Source organism: Aeromicrobium sp. SP1 (assembly GCF_055663785.1).
The window spans coordinates 974,605-993,091 of record NZ_JBQVVK010000001.1 but is presented as its reverse complement, the minus strand read 5'-3'; the positions used below and the strand labels follow the sequence as shown (position 1 = coordinate 993,091).

Sequence of the window (18,487 nt, the reverse complement as noted above, 5' to 3'; positions counted from 1 at the left end):
ACGAAATCCGCCGGAAACGTCGGCGGGTCACACTGGTGCGCATGATGTGGCGCGTGAGGACGACGCTGGAGGACCGGCCCGGGATCCTGGCCGAGATCGCGCAGGCCTGCGGCAAGGCCGGCGTCAACATCGGCGGGATGCAGGTCTTCCCCGGCGATCCCAGCGTCGTGGACGAGTTCATCGTCACCGCTCCGGAGGGCATGCGCGACGTCGAGCTCGCGTCGGTGTTCGAGGACGCCGGTGGCGTCGACGTCACCGTCACCCGGACCGACCTCAACGCGGTCGTCGACGAGCCCACCCGCTACCTGCACGGCGTCCACGAGGTGCTCGAGGAGGGCCGTGACGTCGAGGAGGTCCTGCGCGAGCTGCTCGACACGACTCCCCCGGACGTCGCCGACTACGCCGGCCACGACGTCCTGGACCTGCGTCGACGCGACGGCACGAGTCTGCGGATCAGCCGCGCCGTCGCGTTCACCCCGGTCGAGCGGGCCCGCGCCCAGGCCCTGCTGTCGCTCGTGAGCGACGCCGGCATCGACGTGCCCCTGCTGCGCCCGGTCACCCGCGATCCGCTGCCGATCGTGCGGCCGGCGACGCTGGCCGACATCGACGCGGTGGCCGCCCTGCACCAGCGCTGCAGCGTCGAGACGCTCTACCACCGCTACCAGGTCCCGCTGCGGATGCCGATGACGACGCGGATGGCCCGCCGGCTCGTGATGCCGGAGTCCGGGATCGCCGTCGTCGTGCAGTCGGGCCTGGACCTCGTCGGGCACGGCGTGATCGAGCCGGTCGACGGGCGTTGGACGTTCCAGCTGCTGATCGAGGACGCGTGGCAGGGCCGCGGCCTCGGTGCGATGCTCCTCAAGCACGGCGCCGGCCGGGCCAAGGCGCTCGGCGCCGAGCGGCTGACGTTCGTCACGGCCGGCTCGAATGACAAGCTCCTGCGCACCGTCGGCAGCGCCGGCTTCGTCGCCCGCGTCGAGCGCCACGACGGCAACATCCACGTCACGGTCCCGCTCGCGAAGGTGCTCCCCGTCGAGGACTGATCAGGCGGGTTCGACCCACGCCGTCCCGGTGGGGGTGCGGACGAGGACGTGCTCGGCGGCGACGTGCTCGAGGTCGTCGGTCTCGACGACGGCGAACGTCGGCTGGCCGAGGTCGAGCAGCATCGCGGTGGCGCCGTCGGCGATCGCGGCGCGCGCGGCATCGCGGCCGAACACCGGGACGGGTCGCGAGTCGGCGTTCCAGCGCGTCATCGACGCCGTCGAGCTGAACGCCAGCAGCGCCGTCCGGCCGTCGGCGCCGGTCATCAGCACGGCGGCCATCTCCGAGTCCTTGTCGCTGCCGTCCGTGGCCTGCTCCCCCAGCACCGCCACGACCGGCACGAAGACACGTGCCGCACCGATCGTCGCGAGCGTGCTCGTGTCGTCGGTCAGGTCGAGGCCGGGATCGACGAGGCCGTCGTCATCGGGGAACGCCGGCGCGGCCAGTGACCGGCCACCGCCGTCCACGCCTCCACCGTGACTCATCGGACGTGTCCCGCGAGCCAGCGGACGGCCTCGTGCGCCGAGTCGCCCTCACTGCCCTGGATCGCGAACAGGATGAACCGGCGGTCGTCGTGGGTCACGACCGTGGGCCACGGCGCACCGCGGTTCATCGAGATGCCGGCGACCTCAGTCCACGCCAGGGTGCGACGACGCAGCCCGTTGACGAAGGTCAGCCGCTCGTCGTCGGCGACGACGCGACACATCGACACGATGAGCGCGACGACACCGACGAGGCCCACGAGGATCCAGATCGTGGCGTTCTGCGACGTCGTGAACCGGGCCTCCTCGGGCAGCTTCGCGCCGATCACGGCCGTGAGGATGACGAGCACGCCGACGATCGCCCACATGACGACGATGACGCCGGTGGGCCGGAACGTCCGGCGATTCAGATCCGACACGACAGGATGTCGGTGACGAGGATGCCGCGACCGCCGAGCGCGAACAGGTCGTCCATGACCTTCTGGGCGGCGTCGCGCGGGACCATGGCCCGGACCGCGACCCACCCCTCGCGATGAAGGGGCGACACGGTCGGTGACTCGATGCCGGGCGTCAGCTGGACGGCGCGCTCGACGTTCTCGACGCGGATGTCGTAGTCCATCATCACGTAGGTGCGCGCGACGATGACGCTCTCGAGCCGCCGGCGGAACACCTCGAAGCCCGCAGGCTTGTCGGCGCCCGAGCGCGTGATGAGCACGGCCTCCGACGACAGGATCGGCTCGCCGAAGATCTCGAGCCCGGCCTGGCGCAGCGTCGTGCCGGTCTCGACGACGTCGGCGATCGCGTCGGCGACCCCGAGCCGGATCGAGGTCTCGACGGCACCGTCGAGGCGCACGACCTGGGCCTCGACGCCGAGCGCCTCCAGGTGCGCCCGGACGATGCCCGGGTACGAGGTGGCGATGCGGCGGCCGGCGAGCTCGGACTCGGTGGTCAGCTCGCCCGCGAGGCCCGCGAAGCGGAACGTCGACTCGGCGAAGCCGAGGGTCATGGCCTCGTCGGCCTTGGCCCCCGAGTCGAGCAGCAGGTCGCGACCCGTGATGCCGACGTCGAGCGTGCCCTCGCCGACGTAGATCGCGATGTCACGCGGACGGAGGTAGAAGAACTCGACATCGTTGTCCGCGTCGACCGAGACGAGGTCCTTGGCGTGCCGACGCTGCCGGTAGCCGGCCTCGACCAGCATCTCGGCGGCGGATTCGGCAAGAGCCCCCTTGTTGGGGACGGCGACCTTGAGCATGGGGTTCCTTCACAGGTGGGAGTAGACGTCTTCGAGGGAGATACCAGCGGCGATCATCATCACCTGCGCGTGGTACAGCAGCTGGCTGAGCTCCTCGGCCGCACGCGCAGGTCCCTCATGCTCGGCGGCCATCCACGACTCTGCCGCCTCCTCGACCAGCTTCTTGCCGATCGTGTGGACGCCACCGTCGAGCTCGGCGACCGTGCGCGAGCCCTCGGGGCGGGTGGCGGCCTTCTCGGACAACTCCGCGAACAGGCCTTCGAACGTCTTCATCGAACCCATCCTATCGGCGGGCCGACAGCTCCCTGAGCGTCGCCCATGTCGCGAGCGCGGCCTCGGTCGCCTCGCGGCCCTTGTCCTCGGCCGAACCGGGCAGCCCGGCACGGTCGAGGGCCTGCTCGTCGGTGTCGCACGTGAGCAGTCCGAAGCCCACCGGGACCCCCGTGTCGAGCGCCACGCGGTTGAGTCCGTCGGTCGCGGCCGCCGAGACGTACTCGAAGTGCGGAGTGCCGCCGCGGATGATCACGCCGAGCGCGACGACGGCGTCGTAGCCCGCCTTCGCGTAGGCCTGCGAGACGATCGGCAGCTCGAACGAGCCGGCCGTGCGGACGAGCGTGACGTCGCCGACCCCGGCATCGTCGAGGGCGCGCTGCGCCCCGGCGACGAGTCCGTCCATCACCTCGGTGTGCCAGCTCGACGCCACGACCGCGACGCGTGCGCCGGAGGCGTCGACGCTCAGCTCGGGGGCTCCGTGTCCGGCCATCAGCTCTCCTCCGTCGGCAGCGCGGCGTCGGCCAGCGCGAGGCCGGGCAGGTCGTGGCCCATGCGGGCGGCCTTCGTCTGCAGGTAGCGCAGGTTGTCGGTGGTCGGCGCGATGACGACGGGCAGCCGCTCGACGACCTTGACGCCGTACTGCTCCAGCTGCGTCTTCTTGTCGGGGTTGTTCGTCAGCAGCCGCACCGACGCGATGTCGAGGTCGCGCAGGATCTGGGCGCCCGCGGCGTAGTCGCGCTCGTCCTCGCCGAAGCCGAGCGACAGGTTCGCGTCGACCGTGTCCTGACCCTGGTCCTGCAGCTCGTAGGCCTGCAGCTTGTGCAGCAGCCCGATGCCCCGGCCCTCGTGACCACGCAGGTACACGACGACGCCGGCTCCCTCGGCCACGACGGCGGCCATTGCCGCCTCCAGCTGGGGTCCGCAGTCGCAGCGTCGCGACCCGAACACGTCACCGGTGAGGCACTCGGAGTGCAGGCGCACGAGGACGTCGTCGGCGCTGGGCTCACCGTGCACGAGCGCGACGTGCTCGGAGCCGTCGATGCGGTCGCGGTAGCCGAATGCCCGGAACTGCCCGAACTCGGTGGGCAGGCGGGTCTCGGCGAGACGCTCCACCTGGGTCTCGTGCAGGCGCAGGTACACCTGCAGGTCCTCGATCGACACGAGCGCGATCCCGTGCTCGTCGGCGAACTCACGCAGTTCGGGCGCCCGCTTGAGGGTGCCGTCGTCGTTCATGACCTCGCCGATGACGCCGGCGGGGGTCAGGCCCGCGAGGCGCGCGAAGTCGACCGCGGCCTCCGTGTGGCCCGCGCGCTCGAGGACGCCGCCGGGCTTGGCCCGCAGGGGCACGATGTGGCCCGGCTGGACGAGCTCGAACGGCTCGGTCGCCGAGTCCGCCAGCACGCGGCACGTGCGGGCGCGGTCGGCCGCGGAGATGCCCGTCGTGATCCCGTCACGCGCGTCGATCGAGATCGTGTAGGCCGTGCGCATCATCTCGCGGTTGTGCGGCGTCATCAGCGGGATCGCGAGCCGGTCGAGGACCTGGCCCGTGATGGGCGCGCAGATCAGGCCGCTGGAGTGGCGCACGAGGAACGCCATCAGCTCGGGCGTCGCCTTGGACGCGGCGAAGATGATGTCGCCCTCGTTCTCGCGGCTCTCGTCGTCGACCACGACGATCGCCTTGCCCTCGCGGATGTCGGCGATCGCGCGCTCGATGCTGTCGAGCCGGACCCCGGTGTACTGGTCGCTCATGCGCGCACTCCCTTCTCGAGCAGTCGCTCGACGTACTTCGCGAGCACGTCCACCTCGAGGTTGACGCGGTCGCCTGGTTGTCTGGTGCCGAGCACGGTGTCGGCCAGGGTGGTGGGGATCAGCGAGACGCTGAACCAGTCGTCGCCGGCCTCCACGACCGTCAGCGACGTGCCGTCGACCGTGATCGAGCCCTTGTCGACGACGTAGCGGGCGAGGTCGTCGGGCAGCGTGAAGCGGACGACCTCCCAGTGCTCGCTGGGCGTGCGGTCGAGCACGGCGGCCGTGCCGTCGACGTGGCCCTGGACGATGTGGCCGCCCATCCGGGCGCCGGCCTGCATCGCGCGCTCGAGGTTGACCGCGTCGCCGGGGGCGAGGTCACCCAGGCTCGTGCGCACGAGCGACTCGCGCATCACGTCGGCGCTGAAGGTGTCGTCAGGCGTCGAGTCGATCACGGTCAGGCAGCAGCCGTTGACCGCGATCGAGTCGCCGTGGGCGGCGTCCGACGTGACCTTCGGTCCGCGGATCGTGAGCCGCACGGAGTCGCCCAGGTCGTCGATCGCGACGACCGTGCCCAACTCCTCGACCAGTCCGGTGAACATCAGTGCCGCTCCTCCGTCTCGATGTCGCCGTCCATCTCCTCGCGAGGAGCCCGGCCCGGCGTGCCGATGATGCGAATGTCCGCGCCGACCGTCGTCAGGTCGGTGATCTCGATCGGCCGGATGTCGGCGAGCGTCGCCGCCTCGCCCTCCAGCGCCGCGCGGCCCGAGCCGAGCATTGCCGGGGCGATGTAACCGATGACGCGGTCGATCAGGCCCGCGTTCCAGAAGGCGCCGGCCAGTCGCGGTCCACCTTCGAGCCACACGTGGCGGATGTCGCGCTCCATGAGCGTCGCGAGCACCTCGTGCGGGTCGCGGGTCTGGATGAGCAGCGTGGGCGCGACCCGGTCGAAGACCCGGTAGTAGCTGGGGATCTGGGTGCTGCCGACGACGACCCGCAGCGGCTGACGGTCGAACGGCAGCGGCAGGTCGTTCTCGTCGCGCACGGTCAGCCGGGGGTCGTCGATCATCACGGCGCCGGTGCCGGCCATGATCGCGTCGCACTCGGCCCGGAACCGCTGGACGTCGCGGCGTGCGGTCTCGCCGGTGATCCACTTGCTCGTGCCGTCGGGCGCGGCGCTCAGGCCGTCCATCGTGGCGGCGTACTTCCACGTGACGAACGGCCGGCCGTGCACCGCGGGGTACGACCACTCGCGGATCAGCGCGTCGGTCTCGGCGGCCAGGACGCCGCCCTCGACCTCGATGCCGGCGGCCTCGAGGGCCTTCGCTCCCCCGGCGCCCTCGGCGGGATCGGTGGAGCCGTAGACGACGCGGGCGACACCGGCCGCGGCGAGCGCCTCGGTGCACGGTCCCGTGCGTCCGGTGTGGTCGCACGGCTCGAGCGTCACGACGGCCGTGGCGCCACGGGCGCGATCACCGGCCTGGGCCAGGGCGTCGACCTCCGCGTGCGGCGTGCCGGCCCCGCGGTGGACGCCCACGGCGATCTCGGTGCCGTCGGCGGCGAGCAGCACGCAACCGACCTGCGGGTTCGGCAGCGTGCGTCCGGTCGCATGCGCGGCATCGAGGGCACGACGCATCGCCTCGATCTCGGTCTGGCTGGCCACCCGGGGCTCCCTCGGTCAGGCTCGACGCGCACCGGGGACACCCGGACGCATCGCGCCCGAGCAGCGTGCACCTTCCATCCGGACTTTCACCGTCGGTACCGGAATTCCACCGGTTCAACCTCGGTCGCCCCTGACTGCTGGGCGGACCTCGGGTCGCGGACTGTCACCGCCGGTTCGGACTTGCACCGACCCCGGAGCACGCGAGCAATTGCTCGTACGTCCGAAAGTCTACCGGCGGGGCTCTCCCGGGTGACCACAGGCTGAGACGGCCTTCTCACGGAGGGCCTCGACCATCGCGCCCGGATCGTCGGCGCCGTAGACGGCCGAGCCCGCGACGAACGTGTCCGCACCGGCCTCGGCGCACCGCTCGATCGTCTCGATCGAGACGCCGCCGTCGACCTGCAGCCAGATGTCGCCACCGTGCTTGTCGATGAGCTCGCGGGTGCGCCGGATCTTCGGCAGGCACAGGTCGAGGAACCGCTGTCCCCCGAAGCCGGGCTCGACCGTCATGATCAGCACCATGTCGAGCTCGGGCAGCAGGTCCTCGTAGGGATCGATCGACGTCGCCGGCTTGAGTGCCATCGACGCGCGGGCGCCCTTGGCGCGCAGCTCGCGGGCGAGCCGCACGGGAGCCTTGGCCGCCTCGACGTGGAAGGTCACGCTGGACGCGCCCGCCTCGACGTACTCCGGCGCCCACCGGTCGGGGTCCTCGATCATGAGGTGCGCGTCGATCGGCTGCGTCGCGACCCTGGCGATCGCCTCGATGACGGGGGCACCCAGGGTCAGGTTCGGCACGAAGTGGTTGTCCATGACGTCGAGGTGCAGGAAGTCGGCCGTCGGGATGCGCGCCGCCTCGCCGGCAAGGTTCGCGAAGTCGGCGTTCAGCAGGCTCGGGGTGATGCGCATGCGGTGAGGGTACTTCAGCGACGCCGCAGGACCGCGAGGTACATCGCGTCCGTGCCGTCGGTGTGCGGCCACCAGCGGTGCTCGGACTCGACCTCGACGTCGGTCCGCTCGGCCAGGACGGCGTCGACGACCTCGCGCGTCTCGGCGAGCAGCGGCGAGCACGTCGCGTAGCCGACGACTCCCCCGGGCCGCGTGAGGTCGAGCGACCGCACGAGCAGCTCGCGCTGCAGCGCCGCGAGCTCGGGAACGTCCTCCGGGCGTCGACGCCAGCGCGCCTCGGGGCGGCGGCGCAGGGCACCCAGCCCCGTGCACGGGGCGTCGAGCAGGACCCGGTCGAACGACTCCTCGTCCCACGGACCCTCGCGCCCGTCATGGACCGTGACCTCGACGTTGCGCAGCGCGCGCACGGACTGGCGCACGAGGTCGGCCCGGTGCGGCTGGAACTCGTTCGCCACGAGGGTCGCCCCCCGTTGCGCCGCGATCGCACCCAGCAGGGCGGCCTTGCCCCCGGGCCCGGCCGCGACATCGAGCCAGTACGTGTCGTAGCCGTCGACCGTCGCGTCGGCGGTCGTGATCGCGACCAGTTGCGATCCCTCGTCCTGGACGCCGGCCCGGCCGTCGCGCACGGCCGCGATCGCGCCCGGGTCACCGCCGGCCAGGATGCGCGCGTACGGCGAGAGCCGCCCCGGCTCACCGGGTAGGTCGCTCGGGTCGCACAGCCCGGGGCGCGCGACGAGGGTCACCAGGGGCGGGGCGTTGTCGGCGGCGAGCAGCGCCTCCAGCTCGTCCGCGCCCACCGACTGCTCCAGGGCGGCGACGACCCACAGCGGGTGGGAGTGCCGGATCGCGAGCGCCTCGTGGCGGGGCAGGCCCGCCGTCAGCTCGGCGACCCACGTGTCGAGGTCCTTGGCCGCGATCTTGCGGAGCACGGCGTTGGTGAAGCCGACCGGACGATGGCCGAGCCGGCGGCGCACGAGCCGCACGGTCGTGTCGACGGCGGCGTGCGCCGGGACCCGCATCGCGAGCAGCTGGTGCGTGCCGAGCCGCAGGGCATCCCGCACGGCGGGGGCCACCTTGCTCGTGGCGACCGAGTCGATGATCGCGTCGTAGGTGCCCTGTCGCCGGATCGTGTTGTGGGTCAGTTCGGTCGCGAGCGCCGCGTCCCGCGCGTCCGCATCCTTGAGCAGCGTCGGCAGCAGCAGGTTCACGTACGCATCGCGCTCACGCACCGCGACCATGACCTCGTAGGCGATGTCCCGGGGATCGGTCATGCGAAGACCTCCTCGGTCCGGCCGCCCAGACCGCGACCCCAGTCCGAGGCGGGCATGGCCTTCTTCCCGTGCGGCTGGACCTCGCCGAGGACGACGTCGGTGGTGGCCGTGCCGACGCGGACCTCGCGCCGGCCGATCGCGACGGCGCCCGGCGCCAGGGTGTTCTCGTCGGTCACGGTCACCGGACCGATCTTGAGCCGCACGTCGCCCGCCTCGGTCCACGCCCCCGGTGCGGGCGTGCAGCCGCGGATCTGGCGGTCGACCGCGAAGGCGGGACGAGTCCAGTCGACGCGGGCGTCCTCGGTGGTCAGCTTGTGGGCGTAGGAGAGGCCGTCCTCGGGCTGCGCGATCGCGCCGATGTCGCCGTCCTCGATGTGGTCGACGACGTCGGCCACGAGCTTCGCGCCCTCGTCGGAGAGCCGGTCGAGCAGCGCGCCCGCGGTGTCGTCCTCACGGATCCGCTCGGTGATCGTGCCCAGCACGGGACCGGCGTCGAGCGCCTCGACGAGGCTGAAGACCGTGGCGCCGGTGACCTCGTCGCCGGCCATGATCGATCGCTGCACGGGAGCCGCGCCCCGCCACGCCGGCAGCACCGAGTAGTGCAGGTTGATCCAGCCGAGCTCGAGCGCGTCCAGCACGTCGCGGCGCAGCAGCGCCCCGTACGCGACGATGACCCCGAGCCGCGCCCCCGTCTCGGCGAGGGCCGCGAGGAACTCCGGATCGGACGTGGAGGTCGGCTTGAGGACCGGGATCCCGTGCGCCTCGGCCGCCTCGGCGACGGGCGACGCGGTGAGGCTGCGGCCCCGGCCCACGCGAGCGTCGGGACGGGTGACGACGGCGACGACGTCGTGCCGACCGGCGACGAGTGCCTCCAGCGTCGGTACGGCGGTGCTGGGGGTCCCCGCGAACACGATCCTCACCCGGTGAGTCTAGGGGTCGGCCTCAGAACGCGACGGGGTCGATCTGGATGCGCACGGGAGGCAGCTTGGCGGCACTGCGCTCCGCGGCCACCTCCTTGAGCACCGTCGCGAGCGCGAGGCCCTCGCGTCGGGGGACGCGCACGAGGATCCGGTCGCGGCCCGGCTCGAGCGGAACGGGACCGAGGACGTCGGCGAAGTCGGGCCACGGTCGGGCCGCGAGGGCGACGATGACGTCCTCGGGGCCGTCGACGGTCGCGAGCCGCCCGACCGGCGGCAGGTGCGTCTGCGCGCGATCGGCGAGCTCGCGTGCCGCGACGTCGGCCGGATCGGCGCGCACGAGTCCCTGCAGGACGCCGCTGTCGCCGACTGCGACCGCACGAGCGCCGAACGAGGCCAGGGCCAGCGCCGTGAACCACCGCCGGTGCGACTCCTCGACCACCCGGACGTCGTCACGCGACAGCATGAGCCACGTGTCCAGCAGGACGACCGTGGCGTAGCCGCCGGGCACGACGGGCTCGGCACCCGGAGTCGCGAGCACGAGCGGCCGGTCGTCCGGTGCGACCTCGTCGAGCACGGTGTCGCCGCCGGACGTGACGATCCGGTGCTCGGGGAACGCCGCCGCGAACTCCTCGGCGGTGCGCAGTTGACCGACGACGGGGGCGCGCAGTCGCGTGCCGCCGCACTCGCCGCACCGCCACGCGGGCACCGTGGTCGCGCACCAACGGCACACGAGCGGGGCATCGGCGCGCAGCTGGACGAGCGGGCCCTGGCAGTCCCGGCACGTGGCCGGCGTGCGGCACTGCGCGCAGGCCAGCGAGGTCCGGTAGCCGCGGCGCGGCACCTGGACGAGCACGGGACCGTCGGCTGCCCGGATCGCGTCGAAGACCGCCCGCGGCAGGCGCCCGGGGGCGGCGCCGTGCTCGCTGCCGTCGGTGACCTCCAGCAGGGGCCACTCGCGGCGCCTGGCCGCCTGGTCGGCGCCGAGGTCGGCGCACCACCCCTGCGCGACGAGCGACTGCGCCTCGGCCGTCCGGGCGTACCCGGCGATCAGCACACCGGCGCCCTGGGACGCGGCCCGCAGCAGCAGCACCTCGCGCGTGTGCGGGTAGGGGGCGCGCGGCTCGGCGTGCAGGTCGTCGCCGTCGTCCCAGATCGCGACGAGGCCCAGGTCGTGGACGGGCGCGTAGGCCGCGCCCCGGGTGCCGAGGACGACACGGACCTCCCCGCGGACGACTCGCAGGAAGTTGCGGTACCGCACGGCCGGCTTGTCGGCGGCGGTCAGGACGACGTGGGCGTCGGGGCCGAGGGCCTGAGTGAACACCGCGTCCCAGCGGGCGACGTCACGCGCGTCGGGAACGCACACGACGGCACCACGACCCGACCGGACGGTGGCGCTGACCGCCTCGGCGACCGCGCGCTCGGGCTCGTGGCGGGGCAGCGCCGTGAGCACGGTACGCGGCGAGGCGCCAGCCGCCAGCTCGCGGACGAAGGCCGCGCCGTGGACGTAGGCGTGCCACGAGGCGTCACCGATGTCCGGCGGCAGCTCGACCGGCTCGGCGTGGGGCCGCGCCTCGGCACGGGCGTGCCGCGGCGGCACCGCGAGCCGCAGGACGTCCGCCATCGTGCCGGCGTACCGGTCGGCGACCGAGCGGGCGAGGGCGGCGACCTCGGGCGTCAGGACCGGCTCGGCCGAGACCGCCTTGGCGACCGGGGCGAGCGTTCCCTCGTGGGCGCTCGCGTCGTCGAGCGCGAGCACGTAGCCGTCGACGAGACGCCCGGCGAACCGGACCTTGACCCGTCCTCCGGCGACCACCTGGTCGACCAGGTCGTCGGGGACGAGGTAGTCGAAGGGACGGTCGAGATGGGACAGGGGCGTGTCCACGGCAACCCGTGCGACACGCCCCTGTCCTTGACTCACCCGCCTGTTCTACCAGCCGGGGCCGACAGCGCTCTCAGGCGCCGGCGGCGGCCTTGAGCGCCTCGGCGCGGTCCGTGCTCTCCCACGGCAGGCCGGGGCGGCCGAAGTGGCCGTACGCGGCGGTCTGCGCGTAGATCGGACGCAGCAGGTCGAGGTCGCGCACGATCGCGGCCGGACGCAGGTCGAAGACCTCCAGGACGGCCTCGCGGATCTTCTCGACCGGCACGGTCTCGGTGCCGTACGTGTCGACGTAGAAGCCGACCGGACGGGCGACGCCGATCGCGTAGGCGACCTGGACCTCGGCCTTGCGGGCCAGGCCCGCGGCGACGATGTTCTTGGCGACCCAGCGCATCGCGTAGGCGGCCGAGCGGTCGACCTTGCTCGGATCCTTGCCGCTGAACGCGCCGCCGCCGTGGCGGGCGTAGCCGCCGTAGGTGTCGACGATGATCTTGCGGCCGGTCAGGCCGGCGTCACCCATGGGGCCGCCGATGACGAACTTGCCCGTCGGGTTGATGTGCGACTTGTAGTCGGACGAGTCGATGTCGTAGTGGCTCAGCACCTCGTCGATGACGTGCTTCTTCAGGTCCGACGGCAGCTGGTGCTCCAGGTCGACGCCGTCCTCGTGCTGGGTCGAGATGACGATCGCCTCGACGCGGACCGGCTTGTCGTCATCGTCGTACTCGATCGTGACCTGGGTCTTGCCGTCGGGACGCAGGTACGGCAGCGTGCCGTCCTTGCGGACCTTCGTGAGCTGCTCGGAGAGACGGTGCGCGATCGTGATCGGCAGCGGCATCAGCTCGGGGGTCTCGTCGCACGCGAAGCCGAACATGAGGCCCTGGTCGCCGGCGCCCTGCAGATCGAGCGGGTCGGTGGCGCCGCCGAGCCGGGCCTCCTCGGCCTTGTCCACGCCCTGCGCGATGTCGGGCGACTGGGCGTCGAGGGTGACCTGCACGGCGCACGACTCGCCGTCGAAGCCCTTCGTGGAGGAGTCGTAGCCGATCTCGAGGACGCGATCTCGGGCGATGCGCGCGATGTCGGCGTAGGCCTCGGTCGTCACCTCGCCACCGACGAGCACGAGCCCGGTGGTGACGAAGGTCTCGGCCGCGACCCGGCTCTTCGGATCCTGGGCGAGCAGCGCGTCGAGGATGCTGTCGCTGATCTGGTCGGCGATCTTGTCGGGGTGACCCTCGGTCACGGACTCGGACGTGAAAAGACGGCTCACGAGTTACCTCTCTGGCGGGTTGGGACGCACACGACTGTACTGGGGCGTGCGCGACGATCCGGAATCTGCGTCCACGTGTCGGACGGTCAGTCCAACAGGTGGACCACCGCATCCCAGATCGCGTGGGCGATGTCGGCCTTCGCGGCCCGCGCGACGGGCTGCTCCGAGCCGTTGGCGGACAGGAGCGTGACCTCGTTCTCGGGCTTGCCGAAGACCTGCTCGGAACCGACGTCGTTGACCACGAGCAGATCGCAGCCCTTGCGGGCGAGCTTGGCGCGGGCATGGTCGAGCACCGAGCCGTTCGCGTCGCCGGTCTCGGCGGCGAAGCCGACGATCACGGGCGACGTGCCGGTGCGCGTCTGGACGAGCTCGACGAGGATGTCCGGGTTCTCGGTCAGCTCGATCGTGGGCGCCTGCCCGTCGAGCTGCTTCTTGATCTTGGCGTCGGCGAACGAAACGGGCCGGAAGTCGGCGGGCGCGGCGGCCATCACGACCGCATCGGCCGTCTCGACGGCCTTGAGCATCGCCTCACGCAACTCGGCGGTGGTGACGACGCGAACGACCTCGGCTCCTGAGGGCACGTCGATCGCGACGTTCGCGGCGACCAGCGTGACGGAGGCGCCGCGGGCCAGCGCAGCCTCGGCGAGCGCCACGCCCTGGCGACCCGAGGACCGGTTGCCCAGGTACCGCACGGGATCGAGGAACTCCCGCGTGCCGCCGGCGGACACGACGACGTGCCGTCCGGCCAGGTCGAGCGGGCGCCCCTGCAGCACGGTGAGGCAGAACGCGTGGATCGCCTCGGGCTCGGGCAGTCGGCCGGGGCCCGTGTCGGTCCCGGTGAGCCGGCCCGAGTCGGGCTCGATGACGTGGACGCCGCGCTCACGCAGGGTGGCCACGTTGGCGACGGTGGCAGGGTGCTCCCACATCTCGGTGTGCATCGCCGGGGCCAGCACGACCGGACAGCGGGCCGTCAGCAGCGTGTTGGTGAGCAGGTCGTCGGCCAGTCCGTGCGCCGCGCGCGCGAGCGTGTTCGCGGTGGCGGGCACGACGACGACGAGGTCGGCGGTCTGGCCCAGGCGCACGTGCGGGACACCCGGGACGTCCTCGAAGACGCCCGTGTGGACCGGGTGACCCGAGAGGGCCTCCCAGGTCGCGGCGCCGACGAACTGCAGCGCCGACTCGGTCGGGACGACCTGGACGTCGTGACCGCCCTCGGTGAACAGGCGCAGCAGCAACGCCGCCTTGTAGGCGGCGACACCGCCACTGACCCCGAGGACGATCCGGCTCATTCGGCCGCAGCCGCCTCCGAGGGCAGGTCCTCGACCGTCAGCAGGTCGGCGTTGATCTCGCGCAGCGCGATCGACAGCGGCTTCTCCTGGACCTGGGTCTCCAGCAGCGGGCCGACGTACTCGAGCAGGCCCTCGCCCAGCTGGGAGTAGTAGGCGTTGATCTGACGGGCGCGCTTGGCGCTGTACAGCACCAGCTTGTACTTGGAGTCCGCCTTCTCGAGCAGGTCGTCGATGGGCGGGTTGGTGATGCCTTCGGCAGCGGAACGTGTCGTGGACACTCGGAATCTCCAGAAAGTTTGGTGGGTCAACCGGCGTCAGCTGACAGCCCGGTTCTGAACAAGTCTACCAACTCGCGCCCGGCTTCCTCGACTTCGGTGTTCGTGATGACGACGTCGAACTCGGACACGGCGGCCAACTCCCGTCGCGCGGTCGCGAGCCGCCGCTCGCGCTCCTGCTCGGACTCGGTGCCCCGGCCGACGAGCCGGTTGACGAGCTCGTCCCAGCTGGGTGGCTCGAGGAACACCATGAGGGCGTCGGACGCGTGCTGCTTGACCTGGCGGGCGCCCTGCAGGTCGATCTCCAGCAGCACCGACTCCCCCGCCGCGAGCCGCTCCTCCACCGCGGCCCGCGGTGTGCCGTAGCGGTGAACGCCGTGGACCGTGGCCCACTCGAGCAGCCCGTCGGTCGCGACGAGCCGGTCGAACTCCGCGGCGGACACGAAGTGGTAGTGCTGGCCGTCCACCTCGCCGGGCCGCGGCGAGCGTGTCGTGGCGGAGACGGACATCCAGATCTCGGGGTGGTGCTCGCGGACCCACGCCGCGACGGTTCCCTTGCCGACGGCCGTCGGTCCGGCGAGGACGACCAGTCGCCCCCGGTCCACGTCGGGACTAGCCACGACGGGCGATCTCGGCGACGAGGCCCTTCGCCTGGTTGGCACCGAGCCCGCGCAGACGGCGGCTCTCGGCGATCTTGAGGTCGGCCATGATCTGCTGCGCGGTCAGCTTGCCGATGCCGGGGATGCTCTGCAGCAGGTCCAGCACCTTGATCTTCGCGACCGCCTCGTTCTGCTTGGCCTCGGCCAGCACGTCCGCGACCGACGCGCCGGAATGGCGCAGCCGGTTCTTCACCTCGGCGCGCACCTGGCGCGCGGCAGCGGCCTTGGCCAACGCCTCTCGGCGCTGCTCGTCGGACAGTTCGGGAAGTGCCACGATCACTCCTGGGTTCTGGTCTGGACTACTTCTCGGACAGGTCGATGCCGCACTCGTCGCTCACGCTGCGGACCACGTCCTCGCGTTGTTCCGCGGTGTCGTTGAAGGCCTCGAAGGCGGCGTTCAGGCGATCGATGCCGTCCTGGGACAACGCATTGAGCTCTGCCTCCTTGTTGAGGTCCTCCATCGCGATGCCGGCCTTCACCTGGGCCTTCACGACCCGCTTGGTGGCCTTCGCGATCTGGTTCCACTGCTTCTGGACGTCCTCGGGCGCGACCTCGGCGATCGCCGCGACCGCGGCCGCGTTGTCGGCGAAGTTCGCCTGCGTGCGTTGGCTGAAGCCGGTCAACTGGGCCTTGGCGTCGTCGACGGCGTCGCAGTACGGTCCCCCGCCCGAGCAGCCGGTCAACGTACCGAGACCGAGGACCACTGAGAGAGCCAAGGCCGAACGTCGCACCACGACAGGTTACTGCCCGGGCCACGCGCTCCCGGGTTTCTCGGACCGCGTGTATCAGCGCGTCCTCTTCCGGCCTCGTCGGCGATGTGAGCACAATGAACTCCGTGGCCACAGACACGTCACAGACATCGTCCCCCGACCCCGACGAGACCCCGTGGGTCCGATCCGCCGAGGCCTTCAGCCGATGGCGCGACGGCGACCGCGGTGCGATCGACGATCTCGTCCGGGAGATGACTCCCGTCCTGTGGCACGTGGTGCGCGCCTACCGACTCGATGAGGACGTCTGCGAGGACGTCATCCAGTTCACGTGGCTGACGCTCGTCCGCAAGCAGGACTCCGTGGAGAACCCCCGGGCCGTGTCGTCGTGGCTCATCATCACCGCCCGCCGGCAGGCGTGGCGCGTGGCCTCGCGCAATCGCCGCGAGGACTCCGCCGACGACGAGACGCTCGCGCCGATGCTGCCGTCGACGCGAGCCGCGGAGGCCGAGGCCGTCGAGGCCGACGAGAGCCACCGCCTCTGGGGTGCGGTCGCCCAGCTCAACGAGCGCTGCCAGCGCCTGCTGCGCGTCATCGCCTTCGACGACCGACCCGACTACAAGCACATCTCCGACGACCTGGGCATGCCCGTCGGCAGCATCGGCCCCACCCGGCGCCGCTGCCTCGAGAAGCTCAAGGCCGTCATCTCCGGTGAGGGGGAAGCGTCATGACCGATCGCGATCCGATCTTCAGCGACCTGAAGACGATGTACGAGGCACTCGACCCGGTGCCGCCCCATCTGACCGCCGCGATGATCGCGGCCGTCGCCGCCGAGGACCTCGACACCGAGTACTCGCTGCTGACCCTGCTGAGCCGCAGCACCGAGCTCGTCGGCACCCGCAGCGCGGCCGAGCAGTCCGGACCGCTCACGATCGAGTTCGCCTACGACGACGTCACCGTCCTGGTCCGCGTCTCGGACGGACCGAGCGAGGGCACCCGCCGGCTCGACGGCTGGATCACCCCCGCCGTCGACGGCACCGTCCGACTCGTCCACGGCGACGACGAGTCCACCGCCGACCTGACCGAGGGCCGCTTCGAGCTCGACGAGATCCCGACCGGACTGATCCGGATCTGGTTCGACGTCGACGGCCGAGACGACCTCGCCACCCCGACCTTCGAGATCTGAGGAGCAGCATGGTTTCCGAGAGGCCAGAGGACGAACGCCGGATCCCCACGCTGAAGTCGTGGGACGAATGGACGCGTCGCCGTTCGGTCGCCGAGGAGGAGGGCAAGATCCTCGACCCGGACGCGGCCGTGAAGTTGGGCGGCGTGAGCGCCAACCCGACGGGCTACCTCTCGACCCGACTCCTCGTGTCGACCCTCATCGAGGTCAACCGGGCGATCGAGCTGTTGACCCGGGCCGCCGAACCGTTCCACTGGACCGTCCGCGAGGACCCGGACTACCCACGCCTCGTGCTCGACGAGAGCGAGGAGGAGCGCTCCGAGCGTCGCGAGCGCTATCCCTGGGCGACCGGATCGCTCGGGCTGGCGCGCTTCATCATCGACGCCACGGAGAACTCGCCTGCCCGCCCACCGGACGCGTGGACCCTGCTGCAGGCCGCCCGGGCGACGGCCCTCAGCGATGATGGCGAGGACGACGAGGAAGAGCTCATTCGCGGGATCGGCCTCGACCACGTCATCAATGCCTGGCCGGTCACCCGGGGCGCACCCGTGACCCGTGGTGCACCCGTCACGCGCGGCGCACCGGTCACCCGCGGTGCACCCGTCACCCGGGGCGCTCCCGTCACCCGGGGCGCCAGCGCGGCGGTCGAGTCCTACGGCGAGCCGGGCGCCGGTGGCCGCCAGCCGATCGCGTACGTGGGTCCGCGCCCGGATCGCGGCGCGGATCCCGACCACCGCCGCGCGCGCGTCGGTGTGATCGACACGGGCTGCGGCGACCATGAGTGGTTCTCCCAGGGCGTGTTCGCCGGCAGCGGCCTGCTCGCCGGCCAGACGATCGGCGAGGTCGAGGCGGCGACCGACCCCGAAGGCGTCGGCGACGTGTCCGGACCGCTCGACGGCTCGATCGACGAGGCGTCCGGGCACGGCACGTTCATCGTCGGGCTCGTGCACCAGGGCGCACCCCGGGCCGACATCCACTGGTGGCGCGTGATCGAGTCCGATGGGACGGCGCCGGAGTCCACGCTCATCACGACCCTCATGCAGGTGGCGATCCTGGTCCGGCGCGGGGACGCGCACGGAGGACTGGACCTCGACGTCCTCAACCTGTCGTTCGGGTACTACCACGAGACCCCGCAGGACGATGAGTTCGATCCGACGATGTACGAGATCCTCGCCGCGATCGGTCGAACCGGGACCGTCGTGGTGTGCTCCGCCGGGAACGACGCGACCACGCGGCCGATGTTCCCCGCGGCGTTCGCCCCGTGGACGGGCGGCGAGGGACTCGTCCGACGCGACCCGCGCGCCACCCCGATCGTCTCGGTCGGCGCCCTGAACCCCAACGGACTGAGCGACGCGCTCTTCTCGAACGCCGGACCGTGGGTCACGGTGCACCGTCGCGGGGCAGCCCTGATGAGCACGATCCCGGCCTTCCAAGGGGGCCTGGAACCGATCGCCCGGGTCAAGGACGGCGACCGCACCCGTGAGTCGATCGATCCCGACGACTACCGCGGCGGGTTCGCGATCTGGAGTGGCACGTCGTTCGCGGCGCCGGTGTTCGCCGCCGAGCTCGCGGCCGACATCGAAGCCACGCTCGCCACGCGAGGCGGCTCCGACCGAGCCGCCGTCGTCCGGACGAACAGCGATGTGCTGTCCAAGGCCATCGCGCGGCGACGATGATAGG

At 71.8% G+C, this 18,487-nt stretch carries 22 protein-coding genes and 1 riboswitch; of the genes, 4 read left to right on the top strand and 18 right to left on the bottom strand.

Going from position 1 to position 18,487, the window contains the following annotated elements; translation table 11 throughout:
* The first annotated feature begins 53 nt into the window (after positions 1 to 53).
* Positions 54 to 1,043, top strand: a complete 990-nt coding sequence (locus ACT26F_RS04900) for a GNAT family N-acetyltransferase (protein ID WP_471669374.1) — start codon at positions 54 to 56, stop codon at positions 1,041 to 1,043.
* Here ACT26F_RS04900 and ACT26F_RS04895 read toward each other — a convergent pair whose 3' ends face one another.
* The 18 genes from ACT26F_RS04895 to ACT26F_RS04810 form a co-directional block, all read right to left on the bottom strand.
* Entirely contained in the window at positions 1,044 to 1,526 is a 483-nt protein-coding gene (locus ACT26F_RS04895; protein ID WP_471669373.1) for an SseB family protein, read from the bottom strand.
* Positions 1,523 to 1,942 carry a PH domain-containing protein gene (locus ACT26F_RS04890; protein WP_471669372.1) on the bottom strand — a complete coding sequence of 140 codons (420 nt, stop codon included), beginning with the start codon at positions 1,940 to 1,942 and terminating at the stop codon, positions 1,523 to 1,525. The genes ACT26F_RS04895 and ACT26F_RS04890 overlap by 4 nt, the downstream gene beginning before the upstream one ends.
* Positions 1,930 to 2,775: an ATP phosphoribosyltransferase gene (gene hisG, locus ACT26F_RS04885; RefSeq protein ID WP_471669371.1), complete on the bottom strand. Its 846-nt coding sequence runs from the start codon at positions 2,773 to 2,775 to the stop codon at positions 1,930 to 1,932. The genes ACT26F_RS04890 and hisG overlap by 13 nt, the downstream gene beginning before the upstream one ends.
* 9 nt (positions 2,776 to 2,784) lie before the next feature.
* Positions 2,785 to 3,048 (bottom strand): phosphoribosyl-ATP diphosphatase, encoded by a 264-nt coding sequence (locus ACT26F_RS04880; protein ID WP_471669370.1) that lies wholly within the window; start codon positions 3,046 to 3,048, stop codon positions 2,785 to 2,787.
* 10 nt (positions 3,049 to 3,058) lie between these two features.
* Positions 3,059 to 3,538, bottom strand: a complete 480-nt coding sequence (gene ribH / locus ACT26F_RS04875) for a 6,7-dimethyl-8-ribityllumazine synthase (RefSeq protein ID WP_471669369.1) — start codon at positions 3,536 to 3,538, stop codon at positions 3,059 to 3,061.
* Positions 3,538 to 4,797 (bottom strand): bifunctional 3,4-dihydroxy-2-butanone-4-phosphate synthase/GTP cyclohydrolase II, encoded by a 1,260-nt coding sequence (locus ACT26F_RS04870; protein ID WP_471669368.1) that lies wholly within the window; start codon positions 4,795 to 4,797, stop codon positions 3,538 to 3,540. The genes ribH and ACT26F_RS04870 overlap by 1 nt, the downstream gene beginning before the upstream one ends.
* On the bottom strand, positions 4,794 to 5,396 hold the full coding sequence (locus ACT26F_RS04865; RefSeq protein WP_471669367.1) for a riboflavin synthase: 603 nt from the start codon (positions 5,394 to 5,396) through the stop codon (positions 4,794 to 4,796). Before ACT26F_RS04865 ends, ACT26F_RS04870 begins: the two co-directional genes overlap by 4 nt.
* Complete coding sequence (gene ribD / locus ACT26F_RS04860) at positions 5,396 to 6,430, bottom strand: bifunctional diaminohydroxyphosphoribosylaminopyrimidine deaminase/5-amino-6-(5-phosphoribosylamino)uracil reductase RibD (RefSeq protein ID WP_471671651.1); 1,035 nt, start codon at positions 6,428 to 6,430, stop codon at positions 5,396 to 5,398. The genes ACT26F_RS04865 and ribD overlap by 1 nt, the downstream gene beginning before the upstream one ends.
* Positions 6,431 to 6,519: 89 nt before the next feature.
* Positions 6,520 to 6,660, bottom strand: a riboswitch (FMN riboswitch).
* 25 nt (positions 6,661 to 6,685) lie between these two features.
* The gene (gene rpe / locus ACT26F_RS04855; RefSeq protein WP_471669366.1) at positions 6,686 to 7,363 is read right to left on the bottom strand and encodes a ribulose-phosphate 3-epimerase; all 678 of its coding nucleotides are present in this window, start codon (positions 7,361 to 7,363) and stop codon (positions 6,686 to 6,688) included.
* Between the two features lie 14 nt (positions 7,364 to 7,377).
* A complete protein-coding gene (locus ACT26F_RS04850) occupies positions 7,378 to 8,634 on the bottom strand; it encodes an RsmB/NOP family class I SAM-dependent RNA methyltransferase (protein WP_471669365.1) in 1,257 nt (418 codons plus the stop codon).
* Positions 8,631 to 9,554, bottom strand: coding sequence for a methionyl-tRNA formyltransferase (gene fmt / locus ACT26F_RS04845; RefSeq protein WP_471669364.1), 924 nt, complete (start codon positions 9,552 to 9,554; stop codon positions 8,631 to 8,633). Before fmt ends, ACT26F_RS04850 begins: the two co-directional genes overlap by 4 nt.
* A gap of 22 nt (positions 9,555 to 9,576) precedes the next feature.
* Positions 9,577 to 11,436 carry a primosomal protein N' family DNA-binding protein gene (locus tag ACT26F_RS04840; protein WP_471669363.1) on the bottom strand — a complete coding sequence of 620 codons (1,860 nt, stop codon included), beginning with the start codon at positions 11,434 to 11,436 and terminating at the stop codon, positions 9,577 to 9,579.
* 70 nt (positions 11,437 to 11,506) lie between these two features.
* Positions 11,507 to 12,694 (bottom strand): methionine adenosyltransferase, encoded by a 1,188-nt coding sequence (gene metK / locus ACT26F_RS04835; RefSeq protein WP_471669362.1) that lies wholly within the window; start codon positions 12,692 to 12,694, stop codon positions 11,507 to 11,509.
* 86 nt (positions 12,695 to 12,780) lie between these two features.
* Complete coding sequence (gene coaBC / locus ACT26F_RS04830; RefSeq protein ID WP_471669360.1) at positions 12,781 to 13,983, bottom strand: bifunctional phosphopantothenoylcysteine decarboxylase/phosphopantothenate--cysteine ligase CoaBC; 1,203 nt, start codon at positions 13,981 to 13,983, stop codon at positions 12,781 to 12,783.
* Positions 13,980 to 14,261 carry a DNA-directed RNA polymerase subunit omega gene (rpoZ, locus tag ACT26F_RS04825; RefSeq protein WP_471669359.1) on the bottom strand — a complete coding sequence of 94 codons (282 nt, stop codon included), beginning with the start codon at positions 14,259 to 14,261 and terminating at the stop codon, positions 13,980 to 13,982. The genes coaBC and rpoZ overlap by 4 nt, the downstream gene beginning before the upstream one ends.
* A gap of 26 nt (positions 14,262 to 14,287) precedes the next feature.
* Positions 14,288 to 14,878 (bottom strand): guanylate kinase, encoded by a 591-nt coding sequence (gmk, locus tag ACT26F_RS04820; protein ID WP_471669358.1) that lies wholly within the window; start codon positions 14,876 to 14,878, stop codon positions 14,288 to 14,290.
* Positions 14,871 to 15,191, bottom strand: coding sequence for an integration host factor, actinobacterial type (mihF, locus tag ACT26F_RS04815; RefSeq protein WP_471669357.1), 321 nt, complete (start codon positions 15,189 to 15,191; stop codon positions 14,871 to 14,873). The genes gmk and mihF overlap by 8 nt, the downstream gene beginning before the upstream one ends.
* Positions 15,192 to 15,216: 25 nt before the next feature.
* On the bottom strand, positions 15,217 to 15,633 hold the full coding sequence (locus tag ACT26F_RS04810; RefSeq protein ID WP_471669356.1) for a hypothetical protein: 417 nt from the start codon (positions 15,631 to 15,633) through the stop codon (positions 15,217 to 15,219).
* Between the two features lie 119 nt (positions 15,634 to 15,752).
* Between ACT26F_RS04810 and ACT26F_RS04805 the strand changes: the two genes are divergently transcribed.
* Genes ACT26F_RS04805 through ACT26F_RS04795 form a run of 3 tightly spaced genes read left to right on the top strand, consistent with a single transcriptional unit; the run spans position 15,753 to position 18,483 of the window.
* Positions 15,753 to 16,355, top strand: a complete 603-nt coding sequence (locus tag ACT26F_RS04805; RefSeq protein ID WP_471669354.1) for an RNA polymerase sigma factor — start codon at positions 15,753 to 15,755, stop codon at positions 16,353 to 16,355.
* Positions 16,352 to 16,810 (top strand): hypothetical protein, encoded by a 459-nt coding sequence (locus ACT26F_RS04800; protein ID WP_471669353.1) that lies wholly within the window; start codon positions 16,352 to 16,354, stop codon positions 16,808 to 16,810. The genes ACT26F_RS04805 and ACT26F_RS04800 overlap by 4 nt, the downstream gene beginning before the upstream one ends.
* 8 nt (positions 16,811 to 16,818) lie before the next feature.
* On the top strand, positions 16,819 to 18,483 hold the full coding sequence (locus tag ACT26F_RS04795) for a S8/S53 family peptidase (RefSeq protein WP_471669352.1): 1,665 nt from the start codon (positions 16,819 to 16,821) through the stop codon (positions 18,481 to 18,483).
* The last annotated feature ends 4 nt before the right edge of the window (positions 18,484 to 18,487 follow it).

What these genes read in the sequence shown, in the direction of transcription:
- ACT26F_RS04895 (WP_471669373.1), bottom strand. Translation starts at nt 1,526, where the DNA reads ATGAGTCACGGTGGAGGCGTGGACGGCGGTGGCCGGTCACTGGCCGCG.
- hisG (WP_471669371.1), bottom strand. Translation starts at nt 2,775, where the DNA reads ATGCTCAAGGTCGCCGTCCCCAACAAGGGGGCTCTTGCCGAATCCGCC.
- ACT26F_RS04880 (WP_471669370.1), bottom strand. Translation starts at nt 3,048, where the DNA reads ATGAAGACGTTCGAAGGCCTGTTCGCGGAGTTGTCCGAGAAGGCCGCC.
- ribH (WP_471669369.1), bottom strand. Translation starts at nt 3,538, where the DNA reads ATGGCCGGACACGGAGCCCCCGAGCTGAGCGTCGACGCCTCCGGCGCA.
- ACT26F_RS04870 (WP_471669368.1), bottom strand. Translation starts at nt 4,797, where the DNA reads ATGAGCGACCAGTACACCGGGGTCCGGCTCGACAGCATCGAGCGCGCG.
- ACT26F_RS04865 (WP_471669367.1), bottom strand. Translation starts at nt 5,396, where the DNA reads ATGTTCACCGGACTGGTCGAGGAGTTGGGCACGGTCGTCGCGATCGAC.
- ribD (WP_471671651.1), bottom strand. Translation starts at nt 6,430, where the DNA reads ATGCGTCGTGCCCTCGATGCCGCGCATGCGACCGGACGCACGCTGCCG.
- rpe (WP_471669366.1), bottom strand. Translation starts at nt 7,363, where the DNA reads ATGCGCATCACCCCGAGCCTGCTGAACGCCGACTTCGCGAACCTTGCC.
- ACT26F_RS04850 (WP_471669365.1), bottom strand. Translation starts at nt 8,634, where the DNA reads ATGACCGATCCCCGGGACATCGCCTACGAGGTCATGGTCGCGGTGCGT.
- coaBC (WP_471669360.1), bottom strand. Translation starts at nt 13,983, where the DNA reads ATGAGCCGGATCGTCCTCGGGGTCAGTGGCGGTGTCGCCGCCTACAAG.
- ACT26F_RS04800 (WP_471669353.1), top strand. Translation starts at nt 16,352, where the DNA reads ATGACCGATCGCGATCCGATCTTCAGCGACCTGAAGACGATGTACGAG.
- ACT26F_RS04795 (WP_471669352.1), top strand. Translation starts at nt 16,819, where the DNA reads ATGGTTTCCGAGAGGCCAGAGGACGAACGCCGGATCCCCACGCTGAAG.